This is a genomic window from Paenibacillus sp. 2TAB23 (assembly GCF_052115165.1).
In the GTDB taxonomy this organism is placed as follows: Bacteria; Bacillota; Bacilli; order Paenibacillales; family Paenibacillaceae; genus Pristimantibacillus.
Genome location: NZ_JBFRGD010000013.1, coordinates 108,371 through 126,169, shown reverse-complemented (window position 1 = coordinate 126,169; position 17,799 = coordinate 108,371). Strand labels below are relative to the sequence as shown.

Annotated in this window: 15 protein-coding genes; 5 read left to right on the top strand and 10 right to left on the bottom strand. The window is 49.6% G+C overall.

Annotated features, from left to right (window positions below):
- Nucleotides 1-163: 163 nt before the first annotated feature.
- Both AB4Z29_RS19210 and AB4Z29_RS19205 read left to right on the top strand, forming a co-directional pair.
- Nucleotides 164-1,735, top strand: coding sequence for a response regulator transcription factor (locus AB4Z29_RS19210; RefSeq protein ID WP_441944619.1), 1,572 nt, complete (start codon nt 164-166; stop codon nt 1,733-1,735).
- 16 nt (nt 1,736-1,751) lie between these two features.
- On the top strand, nt 1,752-3,509 hold the full coding sequence (locus tag AB4Z29_RS19205) for a sensor histidine kinase (protein ID WP_441944618.1): 1,758 nt from the start codon (nt 1,752-1,754) through the stop codon (nt 3,507-3,509).
- Nucleotides 3,510-3,610: 101 nt separating this feature from the next.
- Here AB4Z29_RS19205 and AB4Z29_RS19200 read toward each other — a convergent pair whose 3' ends face one another.
- From AB4Z29_RS19200 to AB4Z29_RS19165, 8 genes are all read right to left on the bottom strand, one after another.
- On the bottom strand, nt 3,611-6,637 hold the full coding sequence (locus AB4Z29_RS19200; protein WP_441944617.1) for a carbohydrate-binding protein: 3,027 nt from the start codon (nt 6,635-6,637) through the stop codon (nt 3,611-3,613).
- 287 nt (nt 6,638-6,924) lie between these two features.
- Entirely contained in the window at nt 6,925-7,173 is a 249-nt protein-coding gene (locus AB4Z29_RS19195) for a hypothetical protein (protein WP_441944616.1), read from the bottom strand.
- A gap of 23 nt (nt 7,174-7,196) precedes the next feature.
- Nucleotides 7,197-8,387 (bottom strand): hypothetical protein, encoded by a 1,191-nt coding sequence (locus AB4Z29_RS19190; RefSeq protein ID WP_441944615.1) that lies wholly within the window; start codon nt 8,385-8,387, stop codon nt 7,197-7,199.
- 11 nt (nt 8,388-8,398) lie between these two features.
- The gene (locus AB4Z29_RS19185; protein WP_441944614.1) at nt 8,399-9,232 is read right to left on the bottom strand and encodes a hypothetical protein; all 834 of its coding nucleotides are present in this window, start codon (nt 9,230-9,232) and stop codon (nt 8,399-8,401) included.
- Nucleotides 9,229-9,918 (bottom strand): ABC transporter ATP-binding protein, encoded by a 690-nt coding sequence (locus tag AB4Z29_RS19180; RefSeq protein ID WP_441944613.1) that lies wholly within the window; start codon nt 9,916-9,918, stop codon nt 9,229-9,231. Before AB4Z29_RS19180 ends, AB4Z29_RS19185 begins: the two co-directional genes overlap by 4 nt.
- Nucleotides 9,915-10,313, bottom strand: coding sequence for a GntR family transcriptional regulator (locus AB4Z29_RS19175; RefSeq protein WP_441944612.1), 399 nt, complete (start codon nt 10,311-10,313; stop codon nt 9,915-9,917). The genes AB4Z29_RS19180 and AB4Z29_RS19175 overlap by 4 nt, the downstream gene beginning before the upstream one ends.
- A 223-nt stretch (nt 10,314-10,536) precedes the next feature.
- Nucleotides 10,537-11,466 carry an SPFH domain-containing protein gene (locus AB4Z29_RS19170; protein ID WP_441944611.1) on the bottom strand — a complete coding sequence of 310 codons (930 nt, stop codon included), beginning with the start codon at nt 11,464-11,466 and terminating at the stop codon, nt 10,537-10,539.
- A 6-nt stretch (nt 11,467-11,472) separates the two neighbouring features.
- Nucleotides 11,473-11,901: an NfeD family protein gene (locus AB4Z29_RS19165; protein WP_441944610.1), complete on the bottom strand. Its 429-nt coding sequence runs from the start codon at nt 11,899-11,901 to the stop codon at nt 11,473-11,475.
- A 139-nt stretch (nt 11,902-12,040) separates the two neighbouring features.
- On the opposite strand from AB4Z29_RS19165, the gene uraA reads away from it, so the two are divergent.
- Nucleotides 12,041-13,351, top strand: a complete 1,311-nt coding sequence (uraA, locus tag AB4Z29_RS19160; protein WP_441944609.1) for a uracil permease — start codon at nt 12,041-12,043, stop codon at nt 13,349-13,351.
- Nucleotides 13,352-13,516: 165 nt separating this feature from the next.
- Here uraA and AB4Z29_RS19155 read toward each other — a convergent pair whose 3' ends face one another.
- On the bottom strand, nt 13,517-13,993 hold the full coding sequence (locus AB4Z29_RS19155; protein ID WP_441944608.1) for a DUF523 domain-containing protein: 477 nt from the start codon (nt 13,991-13,993) through the stop codon (nt 13,517-13,519).
- A 1,287-nt stretch (nt 13,994-15,280) separates the two neighbouring features.
- On the opposite strand from AB4Z29_RS19155, the gene AB4Z29_RS19150 reads away from it, so the two are divergent.
- A complete protein-coding gene (locus tag AB4Z29_RS19150) occupies nt 15,281-15,619 on the top strand; it encodes a L,D-transpeptidase (protein ID WP_183559202.1) in 339 nt (112 codons plus the stop codon).
- Between the two features lie 77 nt (nt 15,620-15,696).
- The gene (locus tag AB4Z29_RS19145) at nt 15,697-16,596 is read left to right on the top strand and encodes an AraC family transcriptional regulator (RefSeq protein ID WP_441944607.1); all 900 of its coding nucleotides are present in this window, start codon (nt 15,697-15,699) and stop codon (nt 16,594-16,596) included.
- Here the strand turns inward: AB4Z29_RS19145 and AB4Z29_RS19140 are convergent.
- A complete protein-coding gene (locus AB4Z29_RS19140; protein ID WP_441944606.1) occupies nt 16,593-17,753 on the bottom strand; it encodes a Gfo/Idh/MocA family protein in 1,161 nt (386 codons plus the stop codon). The genes AB4Z29_RS19145 and AB4Z29_RS19140 overlap by 4 nt on opposite strands.
- Between the last annotated feature and the right edge of the window lie 46 nt (nt 17,754-17,799).

Genomic DNA, 17,799 nt, shown 5'->3' with positions numbered 1-17,799 from the left:
CTTTGTGTTTTCATTATAGGTCTGGCTGGCGGCTCATTCTATACAAGCATTTACCGATTCGTAACCCAAAGCGACACACTTCCAAATGCTCCATTGTTGAAATGCGTCATAGCGGATAAACTAGTTAAACATCCCGTTACATGAGATAAAGGTGGGGACAGGCATGTTTAGTATTTTATTAGTGGATGATGAAGCGATAGAGCTCGAGACGATTGAGCATTACGTCCCGTGGGACAAAATCGGCATTACCGTGGCGGGTACCGCACGCAACGGCAAAGAAGCGCTTGGCAAGCTGGCCGAGCTGAAGCCCGATATGATTCTGACGGATGTCCGCATGCCGATCATGGACGGTCTTGAGTTTGGCAGAAGGGCGAAGCAAATCGACAAAAACGTCAAGATCATCTATTTAAGCGGCCACAATGAGTTTCAATATATTAAGGCAGCGCTCAACATTGAGGCTACAGGCTACTTATTGAAGCCGATTGATATGGAGGAGCTGCTTGCCCTTCTTGAGAAGGTGAAGAAAAAGTGCGAAGAGGATCAATTGGCGGATCAAAGCGGGGATTGGGTTCGCGAAAAGCTGATGATGCGTATGATCAGCGAGCCGGATCCGGCTGCCCGGTCGGAATGGATCAGGAGGTGGGAGCAAAGCGCGGCAGACTTTGTGCATGGCAGGCCGTTTACAGCAGCCTATGTGACCTTTGACTCGTCTGCGGCCTATCCCGCCCCTCTACCGTCTGCAGCTGTACCCGCCGACCGAACCGAATTCGTTCGGGCCTTTGCCAGGCAATCATGGGCATCCTTTACGATCGTGGAAGCTGCGCCGCATGCGCTGTTTATTCTTCATCAATGGAAGGAAGAACAACGCACACCGGAATTGAACGCTGGCTTCTGGGACAGCTTCCAAGCGCAGCTGTCCGTCTCCCTCGGCTTTGAGGTCACGATTGGCTTGTCTTCGCCGCAGATCGAGCTTGATCGGATTTGGGATGCGTATGTGCAAGCCCGCTCCTGCAATGAAGAGAAATTCTACCGAACGGGCGGTGGCATCATCATCCCTGAAGATCTTAAACCGACCGTGCAAACCGATGAGGATGTCGAACAGACCTCCGCGAAGCTGGCTTCTTTTATTCAAGCTGACGACATGGAACAAATTCGTATAGAGCTTGACTCTTTATTTGCACGCGTTCAAAAAGAACGGATGGATCGAAATTTTGCTATCCGTGCAGTTATTCGTTTGTTAACCGCTTTGGAGCAGCATTTCTCCATGCTGCTTGCAGGCTCGCTTAAGGAGCTGCTGCTGGCGGATCATTGGAAAGCGATATCAATGATGCCCTCTGCGGCGCATATCCAGGCCTATGTTCTTCATTTCTGCGATGAGATGAGAAAGGCCTCCAGTGAAAGGGAGATTGATCGCAATCAAGCGATCGCCGAGCAAATCGTCAGGATCATCGCCGAACGGCATCACTTGCCGCTAACGGTCGAAGAGATTGCCAAGGAGGTATATCTCTCACCGAACTATATCCGCACGATTTTCAAAGAAAAAATGGGCGAAACCATTCTTGATTATTTGACAAAGGTCAGGATTAATCACGCTGCCGAGCTGCTGAAGGATAAAGCGCTAAAGGTGCGCGAGGTGGCCCATAACGTCGGATATGAGAATGTCTCCTATTTCTGTTCGGTTTTCTACAAGCATAAGGGCAGTACCCCAAACGAATTTCGGAAAATGTATTTTTAGGCTGGAGTGAGCAACCATGAAACGTCTAACGGGCTGGATGACCAAGCCCTTTAATAATTTACGGCTGAGAGAAAAGCTATTTCTCATGTTTTTACTCGGTGCGATCATTCCCTTGCTCTTTTTTGTTTCCTATTCCTATCAAACGGTCAAAAGCGAGCTTTCTGACCAGATGTACACGAATTCCGTATCGTCAGTCGCCCAGATCAACTCAAACTTAGAGAACAAGCTGGATACCTACACGAAGCTTTCGGCGACGCTGTATTTAAACAGTACGCTCCGTGCCTATTTGACCAACGATTATTCGATGGACCCTTCTTTGTACGTGGATGCCTATCAATATATTAACAGCACCTTCTCCAACATGCTGACAACCAATCCGGATATTAAATCGATTTCGGTCTATATTAACAACGACTCGCTTCCAACGGACGATATCTATATCCGAAGAATGGATGACGAATTCCGCAAATCGAGCATTTACCGTTCGCTGCTCAACACCTATGGAAACGTACGGTTCATATCCACGCCGCCAGTCATCGACCAGCCGTCGATGTTCACGCTCTCGCGCATGCTGAATATCGGCAAGCTCGATACGGTATACGGCATTTTAACGATCAACATCCTGGAATCGGATATTTTCCGTTTGATGGAGAAAGAGTCTACGGACAAAACCGTGCTGATCGTTAACGAGCGAGGCATTATTATGTCCACGAAGGACAAAAAAATGCTGAACCGTCCTTTGCAGCAGTTTATAACGACTGACTTTCCGGATGGTGAGGAAGGCCGCTTTGACAGCACCTTTAACGGCGAGAAAATGCTAGTCGTCTACAACACGACCAAGTTCGGCTGGAAAAGCGTCTCACTCGTTCCCTATAGCAGCTTCCTATCCAAAGCCAACAAAACGGCAAAGCGGATACTGGTCTATGCGCTAATCAGCTTCAGCGTCATGGCACTCCTTATCTATGTCACAGCCAGATTGTTCACCAAGCGCGTAGAATATTTAGTCGGCATCATCCGCCGCATCGAACGGGAAGAATTCGAGCATATCGACATTCGTCCGCTCGGACGCGACGAGATTGGACAGCTCGGGAACGTACTTCGCAAAATGTCCCAGCGGCTGAGCAATCTTATCTCTGATGTCTACAAGAAGGAAATCGATAAAAAAGAAGCGGAAATGAATGTGCTGCAAGCCCAGATTAATCCGCATTTCCTATACAACACGCTCGCTTCCATTTCATCGCTTGCCATCCGCAATTCAGATCCAAGAATGAATAAAATGGTTACCGATCTGGCTAAGTTTTACCGCATCTCCTTGAACAAAGGGAAAAACGAAATCTCGATCCACGAGGAAGTGCAGCTTACCCGTTATTACGTCGCGATCCAGCAGGTTCGATTCGCCGAGCTTATTCGCGTTCATTATCAGATCGACGAATCCGTCTTGCCCTGCCCGATCGTCAAGCTGACGCTCCAGCCCTTCGTAGAAAATGCGATGAACCATGCCATTTGGGACGATAAGCTCGGCATCAGCATTATGATCAAAGCGTACCGGGAAGGCCCGGATATCATCCTCAAGGTCATTGATGACGGGATGGGCATGCGCATGCAGGCATGCGCTCCGCAGGAGTTTCCGGCAAGGGGCGACGCGTTATCGGGCTACGGCATCCGCAATGTCGACAACCGAATCAAGCTGCTGTACGGCGATTCCTACGGCGTTTCGATATACAGCAGGCTTGGCATCGGCACTACTGTAACGATCCGGATTCCAGGGCGGTAGGCATGGATGCGATGATCAAAATGACCAAAATGACCAAAGAACCCCCTTCGGCTGCTTATGCCGAAAGGGGTTCTTCGTTTAATGGCGGCGTACGATTCTTGCTACTTCACCGTAATTTTGAATAGCTTGGACTGCGCACCAAGCAAATCTACTTGCAATGATCCCGTCGCTTGAGTGGTTTCGTTGGTCCAAAGATCCGTCACCTTTGCTTTCGCTGCATGCGGCAGGCCGGCATGCGCGAAATCAACGGTTTTGACGGCTGCTTCATTCGTAAAGTTAAATACGGCGACATAATAGTCCTTGCCGTCCTTCAAGACGAATACATCTGCAGATGCCGTTCCTGTATTGCCTTCGACCGGTTTAAAGGCTTTGCCCTTCAGCGCAACCTCGTTCACCTGCTTATTCGTCAGCAGCTGCTTCATCAGCTCCTGTGCCGCCGGATCGTTAACGTCATCCGAGTTCATGAATACCGTACCCGAAATGACGGCCGAGTTAACCCTACTCTGCGATGCCGCATACGAGCCGCCTTTCACAAGGGTCATATAATCCGGATCGGTGTATGGATAGATCGTGCCGTTCTGCCACCAGCCGTAAGTCAAATTGTTCAACTGGTATTCGGTTCTGCCAAGCGTACCGTCGATATCGCAGGATATCCGCCTAGCATGCGCGTATTGGCTTGGGAATAACGGCGCGATCGATGCGCTGATAAACATTTTACCGCCTATCGACTTGTTCATATACGCCATGCCTTGATTATAAGCTTGAATGCCTGTCTGTACCTTCGGATCATAATGAACGCCTTCGAATGAGCCATGGCTCAAGAAATCAATCTTGATATATTCGAAGCCGTAATCTAGGAAACGCTTGAAGTAATAATCCATTCTTTGCTTCGCGCCCGGATGGGTCGGATCAACGGCGTAGGCGCCGTCCACTTTAGGAAGCGGATTGCCGCTGGCGTCCCGCAGTATAATATCGCCATACGTATATTTCCCGTTCGTGCCCTCTACGGGCTGCTCCATATTTTCTCCCCAATACACGAATGGTCCGTAGTAAATGCCTGCTTTCTGACCATTTTTGTTAATCACCTTTACAGCCTGTTTCAGCTGCTGCTCGGATAGATTGTCCCAGTAGGAGTCCATATTAATATACACATTGCCTTTGTTTGCAAAAGAGGATTTCTGCATATTTTTCTTAAAAAAGTCGGAAACGGCTACGACTTTGTCATAGCTCAGGCTGCTCTCGTAAGCGCCCCAGCTGTTCCAGCCTACGGGCACGCCTTTCGGAACGCCATGCTTAAAGGAAAGCGGCGGCGCCACGACCGCATTCGCTTCCCCGAAGCTCTCGAGACCATCGCGGTAATCCGCATAGTAGCCTACCAGAATTTGCGGCGATGTCAGGGTCGTGCCCGTTATTTTCCCATGCGGAAGCGTATCATGCGTCGAGCTTGGCGAAGTAAAGCCGCCGTATACCTTCAGCTTGTTCAAGCGGTCATTCGAACCGCTCCAAGACACGCCTGTTTTCCACTGGTCATGTGTTACCGAGCCGATGACCAAACCTCCGCGGCTCGTATTGTCATAAATCGCGGTCAGCTCGGAGCTGATATAATTATTCGTGTTCAAATTCGTGTTGATCGTTCGGGCTTGGTACCTGGACCAAGCATCGTTATCGAATGGAGCAACCAGCACGCGGTTGTCGCCGTAGCTGCCGATATCGATTCCCCCAGCTGCATTTAGCACGAGTGGAGACATTTCATTCGTGGTTAACGTCTGCTCCCCATTCACTTGCTGGCTAATCAGAAAATAAGGCTTTCCTTCATAGATCTGATACACCTGCTTCATCGTCGGCAGTCCGCTTTGACGGTTCTCAATCGTCACTCGTACGCCTTTGCCATGACCATCCTTGATCTTCTCTACACTTTTCATGGTGAATATATGCTCTGCGTATTTTTTGCTATCAAGCTGCGAATCTAGTTGAATGCTGCTGTATATGCCCTTGGCAACCGTCTTGCCGTTCCAATCGTAAGCAGCAAGCCCGGAATCGGTATTATACGTAACTTGATAGATGCCGTTCGACAGCGTCAACCCTGTCTTGTGCTGCGCTACTTTTATCGAACCGAATTTGGCTGCGGCAACCTGCGCTCCAATATTATCGATTCCATCCACGTCATCCGGATTTTCTCCCGGCGCCTCTGAACGAATGAGCTCGATTTTGTCCACATCCGGCGACCATCCGCCGTTGTCGTCAAACGTGATCGTATTGCTGCCTGCCTGCAGCTTCACTTCCATTGTGAATAAGCCCAGGGTGTCCCAGCTCGCTGTTGCCGGCAGCGAGTAAGGCTCAGGCTCGCCATCGTTCACTTTAATCGATACCGAACGGGGATCCCCGGAAATATAGCTGACCGCCAGCGTATAATTCCCTTCGGACTCCGCTTCTATTTGATTGAATTGCAGCTTGGAGCCGCCCCAAATATCGCCCACCTTTAGATTGCCGGAGCATGCCGTTTCCGCTTTACAAGCTCGGATACCTGCATTTCCCGATAACGTATTCAGGCTGGACTCCGCCTCATACGCTTGTCCGCTGCCCAGTGGAGGCTCATTCGGATCCGTTCCGGGTTCAGAAGCCTGCAGCTCGATGAGGTCAATATCCGGCGAGTAGCCGCCTTCGTCATCGAATAGGATTGTATTTGCGCCTTGCGCAAGCTCAATCTCCAGCTCATAAGTGCCGAGCGTGTTCCAATCCGCTGTTTTGGGCAGCGCATAGAGATCGCTTGGTCCGCCGTTTACGCGAACGGCAAACGATCTCGGATCGCCAGATATGTAATGCACCGTCATTTTATAAACACCTGCGGCCGCTACATTTACATCATTGAACCGAAGCGTTGAGCCGCCCCATAGGCTTCCAACCAGTTGATTGCCTGAGCAGCCGTCTGCCGCCTCGCATGATTTCACCTCTGCCTTGCCGGTAAGCGTGTTGCTTGCTGCCTCTGCTTCAAAGGCATAGACCGTTTCGTTCGCAGCCGTTCCGTCTGCTTCTGCAATCGCCATTGGAGCAAAAACAGCGGTTTGAAACAGGAGCAGCCATGCCACAAGCATGCCAACGCCTCTTCCATATTTCACTTTGTTCATCATTTATTCCTCCTCTTCGTTCTAATTTATAAAGCGCTTACTTTTCTAAGTGTAAAGCTGCGGCCTCTGCCGTACTAGCCAAGAATGTTACGATTCGTACTCGAAAATAACATACTTTACTTCCTCCGCGATAATTGCACAGCGCAATAAAAAGCCTTTAACGCCGCTTTTATGCGGAATTAAAGGCTGAACAGTACGGCTATTGGGGCAGCTCTCTACATGTAGGGCAGCATACAGATGGCATGTATCCCTTTATTCGGACCCTATGCCGAATATATTGGACGTTTCGCTCAAATCTGCGCCATTCGCAGAGACTGAGCTAACGAAATGCGAATAACGAGTTTTTTCATGCGGCTGCGAAGCTGCTCTGGCGTTTCGATCAGAAACGCCTCCTGCTGGCTAATTTCCAATAAGGCCGATTGGGAAGYAGCGGCCGCAGCGGCATCGTCTTGCAGTAGATAATGCGCAACCTGATAGGCATACGGCTCCAACGCTCTCAGCTTTTGCAATCTTTGTTGAAAAGAAAAAACATTTGTCATCGTACTCTCCGATATCCTTAGTCTTAGAGCTTGCGTTCAATTACTACATTATTCAAATGAAGCCTTCTCTTCATTTCCTCGTCCGTCTGCCCATTCCCGCTTGCTTGTACGGCGAACCCCTCGAACAGCAGCTTGCCGTCTTCAAGCCGAAGCACTGCAGCTCCCTTCACGCCCGCCTTCTCTAATCCAAGATATGCTCGATCCCTTTGAATCTGCACGGATTGGATCTCATCCACGCCAAGCTGCTTCGCGGTTACTGTGGCATATGCGCGCTTTCTCGCTTTCGTCTTCGTATGATACAAAGACAGGACCACCTCGTCCGGTGCAATTTCCGCATAATAAAATTGATCCTGCTGCAAGCTGTAAGTAAAAAATTCGCCGATGTCAGGCCCCCACAACGTCTCGCTTAATTCGGACAGCTTCCCTGTCCGATAGGAATAGGCATAATTCTTTCGGTTAAGCGCCTCGCTGCCTTCGCTGTACGTAAAATAAATGATATCGCTCGGTCTGCTCACGCTCTCGTTAGCGATCAAGCTCAGATCATAATCCGCTGCCGTGCTCTTTAGCTGGCTTTTCAAATCAATCCGGCGAAGCTGCTTACCCGTACCGCTATCAAAGGCGTATACCACTAAATTGGATGCATGGCTTTCATATTTATGGAATAGAATATGCACCTCGTTATCTATGCGCTGTACGTTCATGATGTTATAGATCTGTTCCGGCTCATCGAGCGCAATCGACTTGAACGTGGCGACTTTCCCCGTTGCCTCGTCGAGCATGGACAGCTCCAGCTTGGCGTAAGGCGCATTCGTATGACGCGTGCTTGTGGACAACTTGGCATAAATCACCATTTCCGCGTCTCGGTAAAAGCGGCCGCTATTATTTTTGCCTCGCATAAAGGCTTTATGATCCTTCAGTAGCTGCTGTATGTTTAGATCATGATAAAACCATTTACCTGCATTCGCCATGCGTTCTCTTAAATGCAGATTCTTACCCAAGTACTTACTGCCTTCCGTGGTTACGTCTAAAGGCTCTGACCGCATCGCTCCATAATGGGAGCCTGACAGCACGACCGCCGCGCCTTCCTTGGCATCGCCTTGGACGGTTTCGATAATATATTCGGGCAAATGGTCCCGAATGCCTATCAAGTAATAAGTGCCGATACCGCCCGCTGCAAGCAGAACGATCAGTATGGAAAACCAGTAACGCCTCATGTACATTCTCCTTACACCGTAATCTTTTTGGCGATCAGTCTCATGCCAAGCCACACGGATGCGCTGGCTACGAGCAAGAATAGCAGCAATAACATCAGGTAGATTTCCGTAGGATACAAATAAATGACGCTCTCATTAGTGCCAAATAACAGCATCGGAGACGCCACTAACAACCCGCAGCCTGACAAATACAGCAGCCCATACAAAATGCCCAGTCGGCGATAGCTGCGTTCCAGCAAAATGGCCGTAAACACAGCGGCTACAACGACTGCCCCTGCGCCGTACATATAAAAAAACTGCTCGAACTGGCGAGGGATAAGCTCGACTAGCGCTTGATTGCTGCTAATGATATCAATGATATGGGAGTCAGCCCTCAGCTCTGCAGGCACGACAAGCCTGATGACAAGCTCATGTACAGGGAGCATTGCGAGCTGGAAACCGACAATCGACAAAACGAACAGCAGCAACGCGGTTATTTTTGCCAGATAAATATTTCGCCTTGCCGTTGGAAGCATTAGCAATCGATAAATAAAGGCATTACGTCCGATCCAATCCCGATACCATATAAAGAAAACATACAATGAGAGCACGGAAATACAAAGCAGCACCGGTATGATAAACCACATTTGCGTATTAAACATGGCCCATTCAAACGTAATTCGAAGAGGGATCGACGAGAAATAAGTACCCGCTTCCGGATGCTCGCCCCGCAAATCGCTAAGCGCCCTCTTCAGTGTCCAGATTAAAGCGCTCATCTGGCAAAGCGCCGTTACCCCTATTAATACCATGAGTACGATGCGAAAGCGGTAAATCTCCATATGGACCAGCTTTAAATAACGGATCATGCCCCGTACACCTCTCTCATGACATCAATGACTGATTTTCCTTTCTCGCTGCGCATCTCCTCGCAATGAAACGAAAGGTTTACCTTGCCATCCTTCAATAAAACCGCTTTGTCAATGAGATGCTCCATTTCCCCGATTTCATGCGTCGTAAGCAGGACGCCGCGATGCTCCATCAAATCACTGGTGAACACCTCCGTAATGGCTTCCCTGCTGAACAGATCAATGCCGGAGAACGGTTCGTCCAGCAGCAGATAATCGGAATCCTGAGCAAAACCGAGCAATAAATTAAACTTAGCCGCCATTCCTTTCGACAGGCTGCCGATTCTCGCCGAATGCTCCAGCCGGAAAAACCGCATCAGCTCGTCTGCCCGTTTCTCATTCCAGCTTTCATAGAAATCAGCCATAAACCGGAGCGCCTCCGACAGCCTCATGCCGGAGGGCATCGTCAAATGATCCGGCACAAAAGCGATCTTCTCATACAGCTTCGGCTCCAACGCTTGTCCGTCTATTCGAATCGTCCCGGCAGTTAACGGAGCCAGCCCCATGATCAACTTCAGAATAGTCGACTTTCCTGCCCCGTTCACGCCGATAAGACAGGTGAGCTCTCCCTTCTCTGCCGTGAAGGAAACATTATTCAGCACATCTCTGCCGCGGTAACGTTTACGGATACCGGTTGCCTCAATCACTTCTTTTCCCCCTCTTCCCTGAAATGGCGCTCTACCAGCAGCAGCAGCTCTTCGATCGGGACATCGATATTTTTCACTTTTCCCCAGAAATCCCGAACCGCGTCGCCAAGCAGCTCCTCTCGTATTTGGTTCAATACTCGCGTGTCGCTCGTAATCCTGCTGGGAGAATTGCCCTCCGTTATAATCAATTGCTGATCCTCCATTTCCTTATAAGCTTTCTGCACCGTATTCGGGTTTATCTTCATGAATGCGCCAAGCTCTCTTCGTGATGGAATGATCTGCCCCGCCGTGGAGCGGCCTGTTGCAATTCGCTCCTTGAAATGTCTGACTACCTGCATGTACACGGGGTCCCTATTGTTGAAAGCGACTTCCGTCCAGCCTTCGATTGTGTTCATCGCATTCCCTCTCATCCCGAACATTTGTGCGTACCAATCAATTAATACATCATAAGTGTATTATGTGCGTAATACGCTTATGTGTCAATCCCTTCCAAATATTCAATCTAGCTGGATCAAAACAACAGTCTTCCGATGGCTCGTCCCCGCTTCAAAGAAAAGAACAGCGGAACAATAAGGTTTCCCTCTGTTCCGCTGTTCTCCTATCGGATATGCCAGCCGCTTACTCCTTGCTTGCCCGCAGCATCTCTCCCATCGCGCCGATGCTGCCGAGCGTATCCACCGCTCGTGTTGGGATGAATATTTTGTTAGCTGGCCCTTTGGCTATCTCCGCAAGCGCTTCTAGCGATCGGTACGTGAGAATATTATCGTCCAAGCCGGCTGAACGAATAAGCTCAATTCGGCTTTTTTCTGCCTCCGCGATCGATTGGATCGCCTTCGCCTCGCCTAACGCCTCAAGCTCCTGTGCATGCCGTTGCCCTTCTGCTTGGCGAATACGCGCCTCCTTATCCCCTTCCGCTTTCAAAATTTTGCTTTGCTTGTCTCCCTCCGCGCGCAGGATCATGTCCTGCTTCGCCGCTTCCGCATCAAGCACCATTGCCCGCTTGCTTCGCTCGGCTTTCATTTGTTTATCCATCGCATCCTGAATATCAACCGGCGGCTGAATATCGATCACCTCTACCCGCTCGATGCGCACGCCCCATTTCTCCGTCGCTTCATCGAGTGCAATCCGAATGTCCGACGATATTTTTTCCCGTCCGGACAACGTCTCATCCAGCTCCATTTTACCGATAATTTGCCGCATAGTCGCCGTACTGATGTTGCGCACACCGTACACGTAATCGGAGATGCCGTATGTAGCCTGCTCAGGGCCCGTCACCTGATAGAAAATGATCGTGTCGATTTTCACCTGAACGTTATCCTTCGTAATGACCGTTTGCGGCGGTACATTAGCTTGCTGAATGCGCAGGTCATGATACGTGCGTACATGATCGATAATCGGGATCAGAATATTGACACCTGGCGTCAGGAGGCGATTGAACTTCCCGAGGCGTTCCACAACGCCTATCCTTTGCTGCGGTACGATTTTGACCGATAAAGCCACAAATACAATGACGATAACCAATAATATAATCGCTACGATAATACCCATATGCCGCTAACCTCCCCATTTTTGCACATGAAGCACCGCGCTCCCGCGACTCACAACAACAACCGTTTCGCCCTTTTCCAGCCTTACCGTCGACAGCGCGCTCCATGTTTCGTTGCCTACCTTCACGATGCCCGGCGAATCGGCTCCCACGGCCTCCAGCACAAGCCCGTGCTTCCCGACCAAGTCGTCAACCGCATCCTTATACTCCGCCGCGGCATGAAAGCGACGAGTCAGCGGCTTCGTGAAGATCGTCAGCACGAGCACCACCACGCAGCCCGCCACCAGCTCAAGCACCAGCGATCCAGGCCAGATCCAATCGATAACCGCTGCTACTACGGCACCAATGCCCAGCCACAGCAAATAAAAAGTAAGCGTAAGCATTTCAACGACCAGCAAAATACCAGCAAGCACAAGCCAGATAGCCCATAGTTCCATGCCGTCACCGCCCTTCTTCCTTAATATATTCGCTTAGATCTATCCTATGATTAAGAAAACACTTGCCAAACCGATACTGAATATGTAGAATCATCAAGGGTCTTTTTTCAAACTACATATAATTGGAGGCAATTACATCATGAAAAATGCAATTGGGGTCCTTGATCGGCCGCCAGCGTTGCAAAGCTTTCTGCTCAGTTTACAGCATCTATTCGCCATGTTCGGCTCAACCGTGCTCGTTCCGAATATTCTCGGCGTCGATCCGGCGATCTGCTTGCTAATGAACGGAATCGGCACCTTGCTATACCTATGGATATGCCAGAATAAAATCCCGGCATACCTTGGCTCCAGCTTTGCGTTCCTTGCACCTGCTGGCGCTGTCATTGGCGATCATGCTGCCGGAGGCGGTAATTACGCAGCTGCGCTTGGCGGCTTTATTATATCCGGCGTAATTTTCACAATCGTTGCGCTCATTATCCAAGCTGCAGGCACGGGCTGGATTAACGTCGTATTTCCTCCGGCCGCCATGGGAGCCATTGTCGCGATTATCGGACTAGAGCTTATCCCTGTTGCCGCTCGCATGGCCGGCTGGATCATGCCGACAGATTTGGAGCCCGCTGCCGCTGCCTCGTGGGCCATGGATCCCCAAATCGTTACGCTCTCCACCGTAACGCTCGCCGTTACCGTGCTTGGCTCCGTGCTCTTCCGCGGCTTCATGCGCATCATTCCGATTCTAATTGGGATCGTTACCGGTTATGTGCTGGCTTATTTCATGGGCTTTACCGATTTCAGCAAGCTTGCGGAGAACGGCTTTATTCAATTGCCGCATTTCACCTTCCCTGCATTCGAGTGGACGGCGATCATCGCGATTGCGCCTGCTTCGCTAGTCGTAATCGCCGAACACATCGGTCACCTCGTCGTGACAGGCAACATCGTGGACAAGGATCTGTCCAAAGACCCAGGGCTGCATCGCTCCATGCTTGGGAACGGCATTTCCACCATCTTGTCGGGCTTCGCCGGCTCAACGCCTAATACGACCTACGGTGAAAATATCGGCGTACTCGCCATTACGAAGGTTTATTCCACGTTTGTAATCGGCGGCGCCGCGGTAATTGCGATCGTACTCTCATTCTCGGGCAAGTTCTCAGCCTTGATCTCCGGTATCCCCGCTCCTGTAATGGGAGGCGTATCGCTGCTGCTGTTCGGTGTTATCGCTGCATCAGGTTTCCGGATGCTGGTGGAATCCAAAGTCGATTACAGCAAGCCGACCAACTTGTTTCTAACGACTGTCGTGCTTGTAACGGGACTTAGCGGTGTTAAGCTTTCGATTGGCGACTTCTCCCTGACGGGCATGGCGCTTGCCACCGTTGTCGCGATTGTGCTCAGCCTGCTGTTCAAGCTGTTCGAAGTCATGAAGCTGTCCAATGACTTTGAATCTTCGGGTCATTAACAGAGCAAAGGGTGCCTGCATAACGTTGACGCGTTTGTGCTCAGCCAGTTGTTTAAGCTGTTCAGGTCATGAAGCTGTCCAATGACTTTGAATCCTCGGGTCATCAACAGAGCAAAGGGTGCCTGCATATTATGCAAGCACCCTTTGTTCATTAACGCGATATCCTCACACTTTGATCTGAGCCAATGCCAAATAATCGCTCAGCTCTTCCTCCGAAATCACCATTATGCCGTTCCTTTTTAGCAAAGCGGTCGTTACGCCGTTCCCAACTGCTCTTACTCCTTTGAATTCGCCATTGTAGATCATGGCGCTGCCGCAGGATGGACTGTATTCTTTCAGAACGACCACCACTGCTTTTACTTCCTTGGCTTTCTTAAGTGTCAAATGAGCACCGTTCACATAAAGCGCCGTAACATCCCGGCCCGATATTTCGAATACCTTAGCAGCACCATCAAGCACATCATCCCCATCGCCGCCTATGATCTCTGCCGGTTCTCTCGGCGTCGTAAAGCCTCCTAGCAATTCCGGGCATACCGAAACCGCTTTTTTCTGCTCCAGCAATTCCCGCACGGTTTCATTCAAGCTGTGCGTTCCGTTATATCTCACCTCGAATCCAGCGAGACAAGCACTTACGACGATCATAAACGACACCCCTGTTCTCGCTAGAATACGTTTCTTATTCCTACTTAGCATGATTATGCACGAAACCAATCGGCTGGTCACCATCTTTTTGTATAGCATTCACCGCTTTTACAGCGATAAATAATAGCCTTTCCAAATTGGTAAAAGCTTGCTTGTATTCTTCGGATTAACAATTGGGCGAACCAAACATGGACAGCTGCTTTCTCTTATCCATTACTATCCCATTTCTATCACATTACTATCTCCATGTTCTTTAAGCTGACACTCGCTATCTTGGACGAGCTACAAGATAGAATAGAACCATTTATTCGTTCAGGCCTATGCAAGCCAAAAAGAGATTTTTTATCCAATTATGAATAACTGCTAATTCATAGTCCTATATAAATGCTGTGTTTGCAAAGGTTAGGGATTAACAGCATACATAGCTACCCTTTTCCAGTTTCTATAAACAATAAGCACGCCCGTGTGCTTTCAGCTCCCCAAACCACGCCGATCGCGCGCTGTAAGAACCTATTTATGCTTACAGCCACTCGCACGCTTCTCACACTCGATTTTCCGAGGCTGTAAGCACGCCYGTGTGCTTTCAGCTCCTCAAACCCTGCCGCTCACACGCTGTAAGAACCTATTTGCTCTTACAGCCACTCACCCGTTTCTCACACTCGCTTTTCCGACGCTGYAAGCACGCCCGTGTGCTTTCAGCTCCTCAAACCCTGCCGCTCGCGCGCTGTAAGAACCTATTTRTGCTTACAGCCATCCGTCCGCTTCTCACGCTCGCCTTTCCGACGCTGWAAGCAYGCCCGTGTGCTTWCAGCTCCCCAAACCATGCCGCTCGCGCGCTGTAAGAACCTATTTGCGCTTACAGCCACTCGTCCGCTTCTCACACTCGCTTTTCCGASGCTGTAAGCACGCCCGTRTGCTTWCAGCTCCTCAAACCCTGCCGCTCGCGCGCTGTAAGAACCTATTTGCTCTTACAGCCACTCTCCCGCTTCTCGCTACTCGCTATTTCGACGAAATGCGCTAACAGCCACTCGCACGCTTCTCACGCTTGCTCTTACCACCACTCATACACCCGCTTCACTCTCTAACGATAAAAGTAACTATATTCTATTATACTTCTCACTATTTAATTAGGAGGTGTCACCACCAGCTTATCATTTCTTCTAGCCAGTTTTAATAAAATCACTCCAGCTTACTTCTGAAATCGGCCTCTGCGGCTTATCCTTTTTTCATCCTCGATGAAACCATCGCCTGTCCCGCATCATACGATAAGGAAAAGGAGTGAATCCCATGCCTGACTACCGCATAATTGTCGATCTTTCCGACCGGATGCTTCACCTGCTTGACAGCAATATCGTTATCCGCTCGTTTCCGGTAGGCATTGGACGAATGGTCACACAAACCCCTACTGGTGAATTTTTTATCATCAATAAGCAAGCCAACCCCGGCGGTCCGTTCGGCGCCTTCTGGATGGGACTCTCGAAGCCGCATTACGGCATACATGGCACCAATGATCCCGCATCCATCGGCCATTTGGTATCACATGGCTGCATTCGTATGTACAATGAGGATGTTGTCGCCCTCTCCAGAATCGTACCGATCAATACGCGTGTTACCATTAGGCCATAATTGATATTTCCACCCCAATAGACAAGATGATACACTAATGAGACAAAGCTAATTTTTGAAGCAAGGATGTGCCTGCCGTGTCAGATATTCATAGCCTCAACCTACGAGACCTCCCTCTCTACTTCACATACAAACGCCTAAACGATAAGGCTGACCATTATCAAGGGACTTTTCATGCCCACCAAGGCGTTGAAATATTAATCGTACACGAAGGCACAGGCACCCTCATCCTTGAACAAAAAAGCTATAAGCTTGCGCCGGGCATGTTATGCATATTCCAGCCTTATCAGCTTCACCATATTCAAGTCGATTTGAGCGAAAGCACACCTTTTATTCGTTCGATTGTACATTACGAGCCTACTTTATTCGAAGCATATATGGAGAAATGGCCTAATCTTCAAGCTTTCTATAAACATATTCATATGGGAAGCCTAGGAGAGCAATGCATGTATGATTCAGGGGCTGCGGGACCACTTGATAGCTTGCTCAGCAACTGGGAGCGGACTTTGCCGTTATTGCCTAAAAGCGATATCTACGAGGAATACTCCTTATTTCTAGTTGCCTTCCTTCGAATCTTCAAGCAGCTTTGGGAGCAGAAGCAGAAGCCTTCTGACTCCCAATCTGCTTCGAGAGTCCCTCACCAAGCAGAGAGAATATTAGAATGGCTCCAGGAGCATTACAAAGAGCCGCTGCGGCTGGAGCAAATCGCGAGCGAGCTGCACTTATCGCCCCACCATCTCTCTCATTTGTTCAAGGCGTGTACGGGGAGCAGCATATCCGACTACGTTTCCGCAAAAAAAATACAGCAAGCCATCCTGCTGCTAACCGCATCCGATTACTCCATCGCTCGCATTGGTGAAGAGATAGGACTAACAAATAGCTCTTATTTCTGCAAGTTATTCAAAACACAACTAGGTATCACTCCGCATCAATATCGAAAGCAATTCCGAAGCAAACGTTATCCGATGCCGCGTTAGCCTTGCGTCTTGTAATCGCTGCCTACAGTTATTGACATATCCGAGAAGCTCGCTATCGAGCCAGTTTTCTCATAGAAATGAGTGGCATTTGCTTGCATTCCGCTTCGTGAATAAAACGGATCGTCCGCCTGGATCGGGAAGGAGACAAGCTGCCTTGTACTTGCCGCTTTATAAATGCCTATTATGACTTCTAACGTTTGTCGCCCGCTTACGCCATCTATGAGCAGCGGAGTCCCGCTTTCGATAGCGGCAAGAACATTATCAATCTGCCCAGCATGCCCCTCAAAGATAACCTCAGGCAAAGTCTCGTATAGCTGCTCCAGCTCATCTTCAAGCAGCTTATTAGGATTAGGAAAGCCGTTCTCCCGCGAGGTAGACGCAACTACACGCCAAGGTGCCGATATACGTGCTTTCGTCCCTTGGAAAACAAGCTGCTGCTCCTCTCCATGATGCACGACCGAGCTCGTAACCTGAGCGAGAGCGCCTTCACCGTATCGCAAGATGCCGATCGACAAATCCTCTACCTCCGCATTGTCATGCACCGCGTTCGTCATAAATGCCTGCACCTCGGCTGGCCGACCCATCATCCATATCAATGCATCAATATGATGAACAGCATGGTTTAGCGTACAGCCGCCGCCTTCCTTCTCCCACGTTCCCCGCCACCACAAATCATAATAGCTGTGACCGCGCCACCAATGCGAATCAATCTGGGCATGCACAATTGTACCGGCTAATCCGCTATCGATCACCGATTTCAGCTTCATCATCGGTGACTTGAAGCGGTTCTGGGCAACGACCGACAGCAGCTTCCCGTTTTTTCGAGCTGCCTCGTTCATCGCATCACACTCCTCTAGCGACGAAGCCATCGGTTTCTCAACGAGAACGTGTACGCCTGCCTCAAGAAAAGCGACAGCAATCTCCGCATGGGTATAAGGCGGCGTGCAAATCGAAACCATATCCAACTCCTGCTGCAGAAGTTCCTTATAGTCAGAAACAGCCCGTGCGTCTAATTGATGCTGTATGATGCGATCCTCCGCTTTTTCCATATAAATATCACTGATGGCAACGACCTGACAGCGTTCCGGAAAATTCAAGTATGCCTCGATATGCGCATTCGATATAGCTCCTGATCCAATAATGGCTACTTTAAGCAAAGCTTCGACCTCCTTCAAGTTCTTGAGATCAGCTTACCAAGGAAGC

What these genes read in the sequence shown, in the direction of transcription:
- AB4Z29_RS19200 (WP_441944617.1), bottom strand. Translation starts at nt 6,637, where the DNA reads ATGATGAACAAAGTGAAATATGGAAGAGGCGTTGGCATGCTTGTGGCA.
- AB4Z29_RS19190 (WP_441944615.1), bottom strand. Translation starts at nt 8,387, where the DNA reads ATGAGGCGTTACTGGTTTTCCATACTGATCGTTCTGCTTGCAGCGGGC.
- AB4Z29_RS19165 (WP_441944610.1), bottom strand. Translation starts at nt 11,901, where the DNA reads ATGGAACTATGGGCTATCTGGCTTGTGCTTGCTGGTATTTTGCTGGTC.
- AB4Z29_RS19205 (WP_441944618.1), top strand. Translation starts at nt 1,752, where the DNA reads ATGAAACGTCTAACGGGCTGGATGACCAAGCCCTTTAATAATTTACGG.
- AB4Z29_RS19210 (WP_441944619.1), top strand. Translation starts at nt 164, where the DNA reads ATGTTTAGTATTTTATTAGTGGATGATGAAGCGATAGAGCTCGAGACG.
- AB4Z29_RS19155 (WP_441944608.1), bottom strand. Translation starts at nt 13,993, where the DNA reads ATGATCGTCGTAAGTGCTTGTCTCGCTGGATTCGAGGTGAGATATAAC.
- uraA (WP_441944609.1), top strand. Translation starts at nt 12,041, where the DNA reads ATGAAAAATGCAATTGGGGTCCTTGATCGGCCGCCAGCGTTGCAAAGC.
- AB4Z29_RS19150 (WP_183559202.1), top strand. Translation starts at nt 15,281, where the DNA reads ATGCCTGACTACCGCATAATTGTCGATCTTTCCGACCGGATGCTTCAC.
- AB4Z29_RS19175 (WP_441944612.1), bottom strand. Translation starts at nt 10,313, where the DNA reads ATGAACACAATCGAAGGCTGGACGGAAGTCGCTTTCAACAATAGGGAC.
- AB4Z29_RS19185 (WP_441944614.1), bottom strand. Translation starts at nt 9,232, where the DNA reads ATGATCCGTTATTTAAAGCTGGTCCATATGGAGATTTACCGCTTTCGC.
- AB4Z29_RS19170 (WP_441944611.1), bottom strand. Translation starts at nt 11,466, where the DNA reads ATGGGTATTATCGTAGCGATTATATTATTGGTTATCGTCATTGTATTT.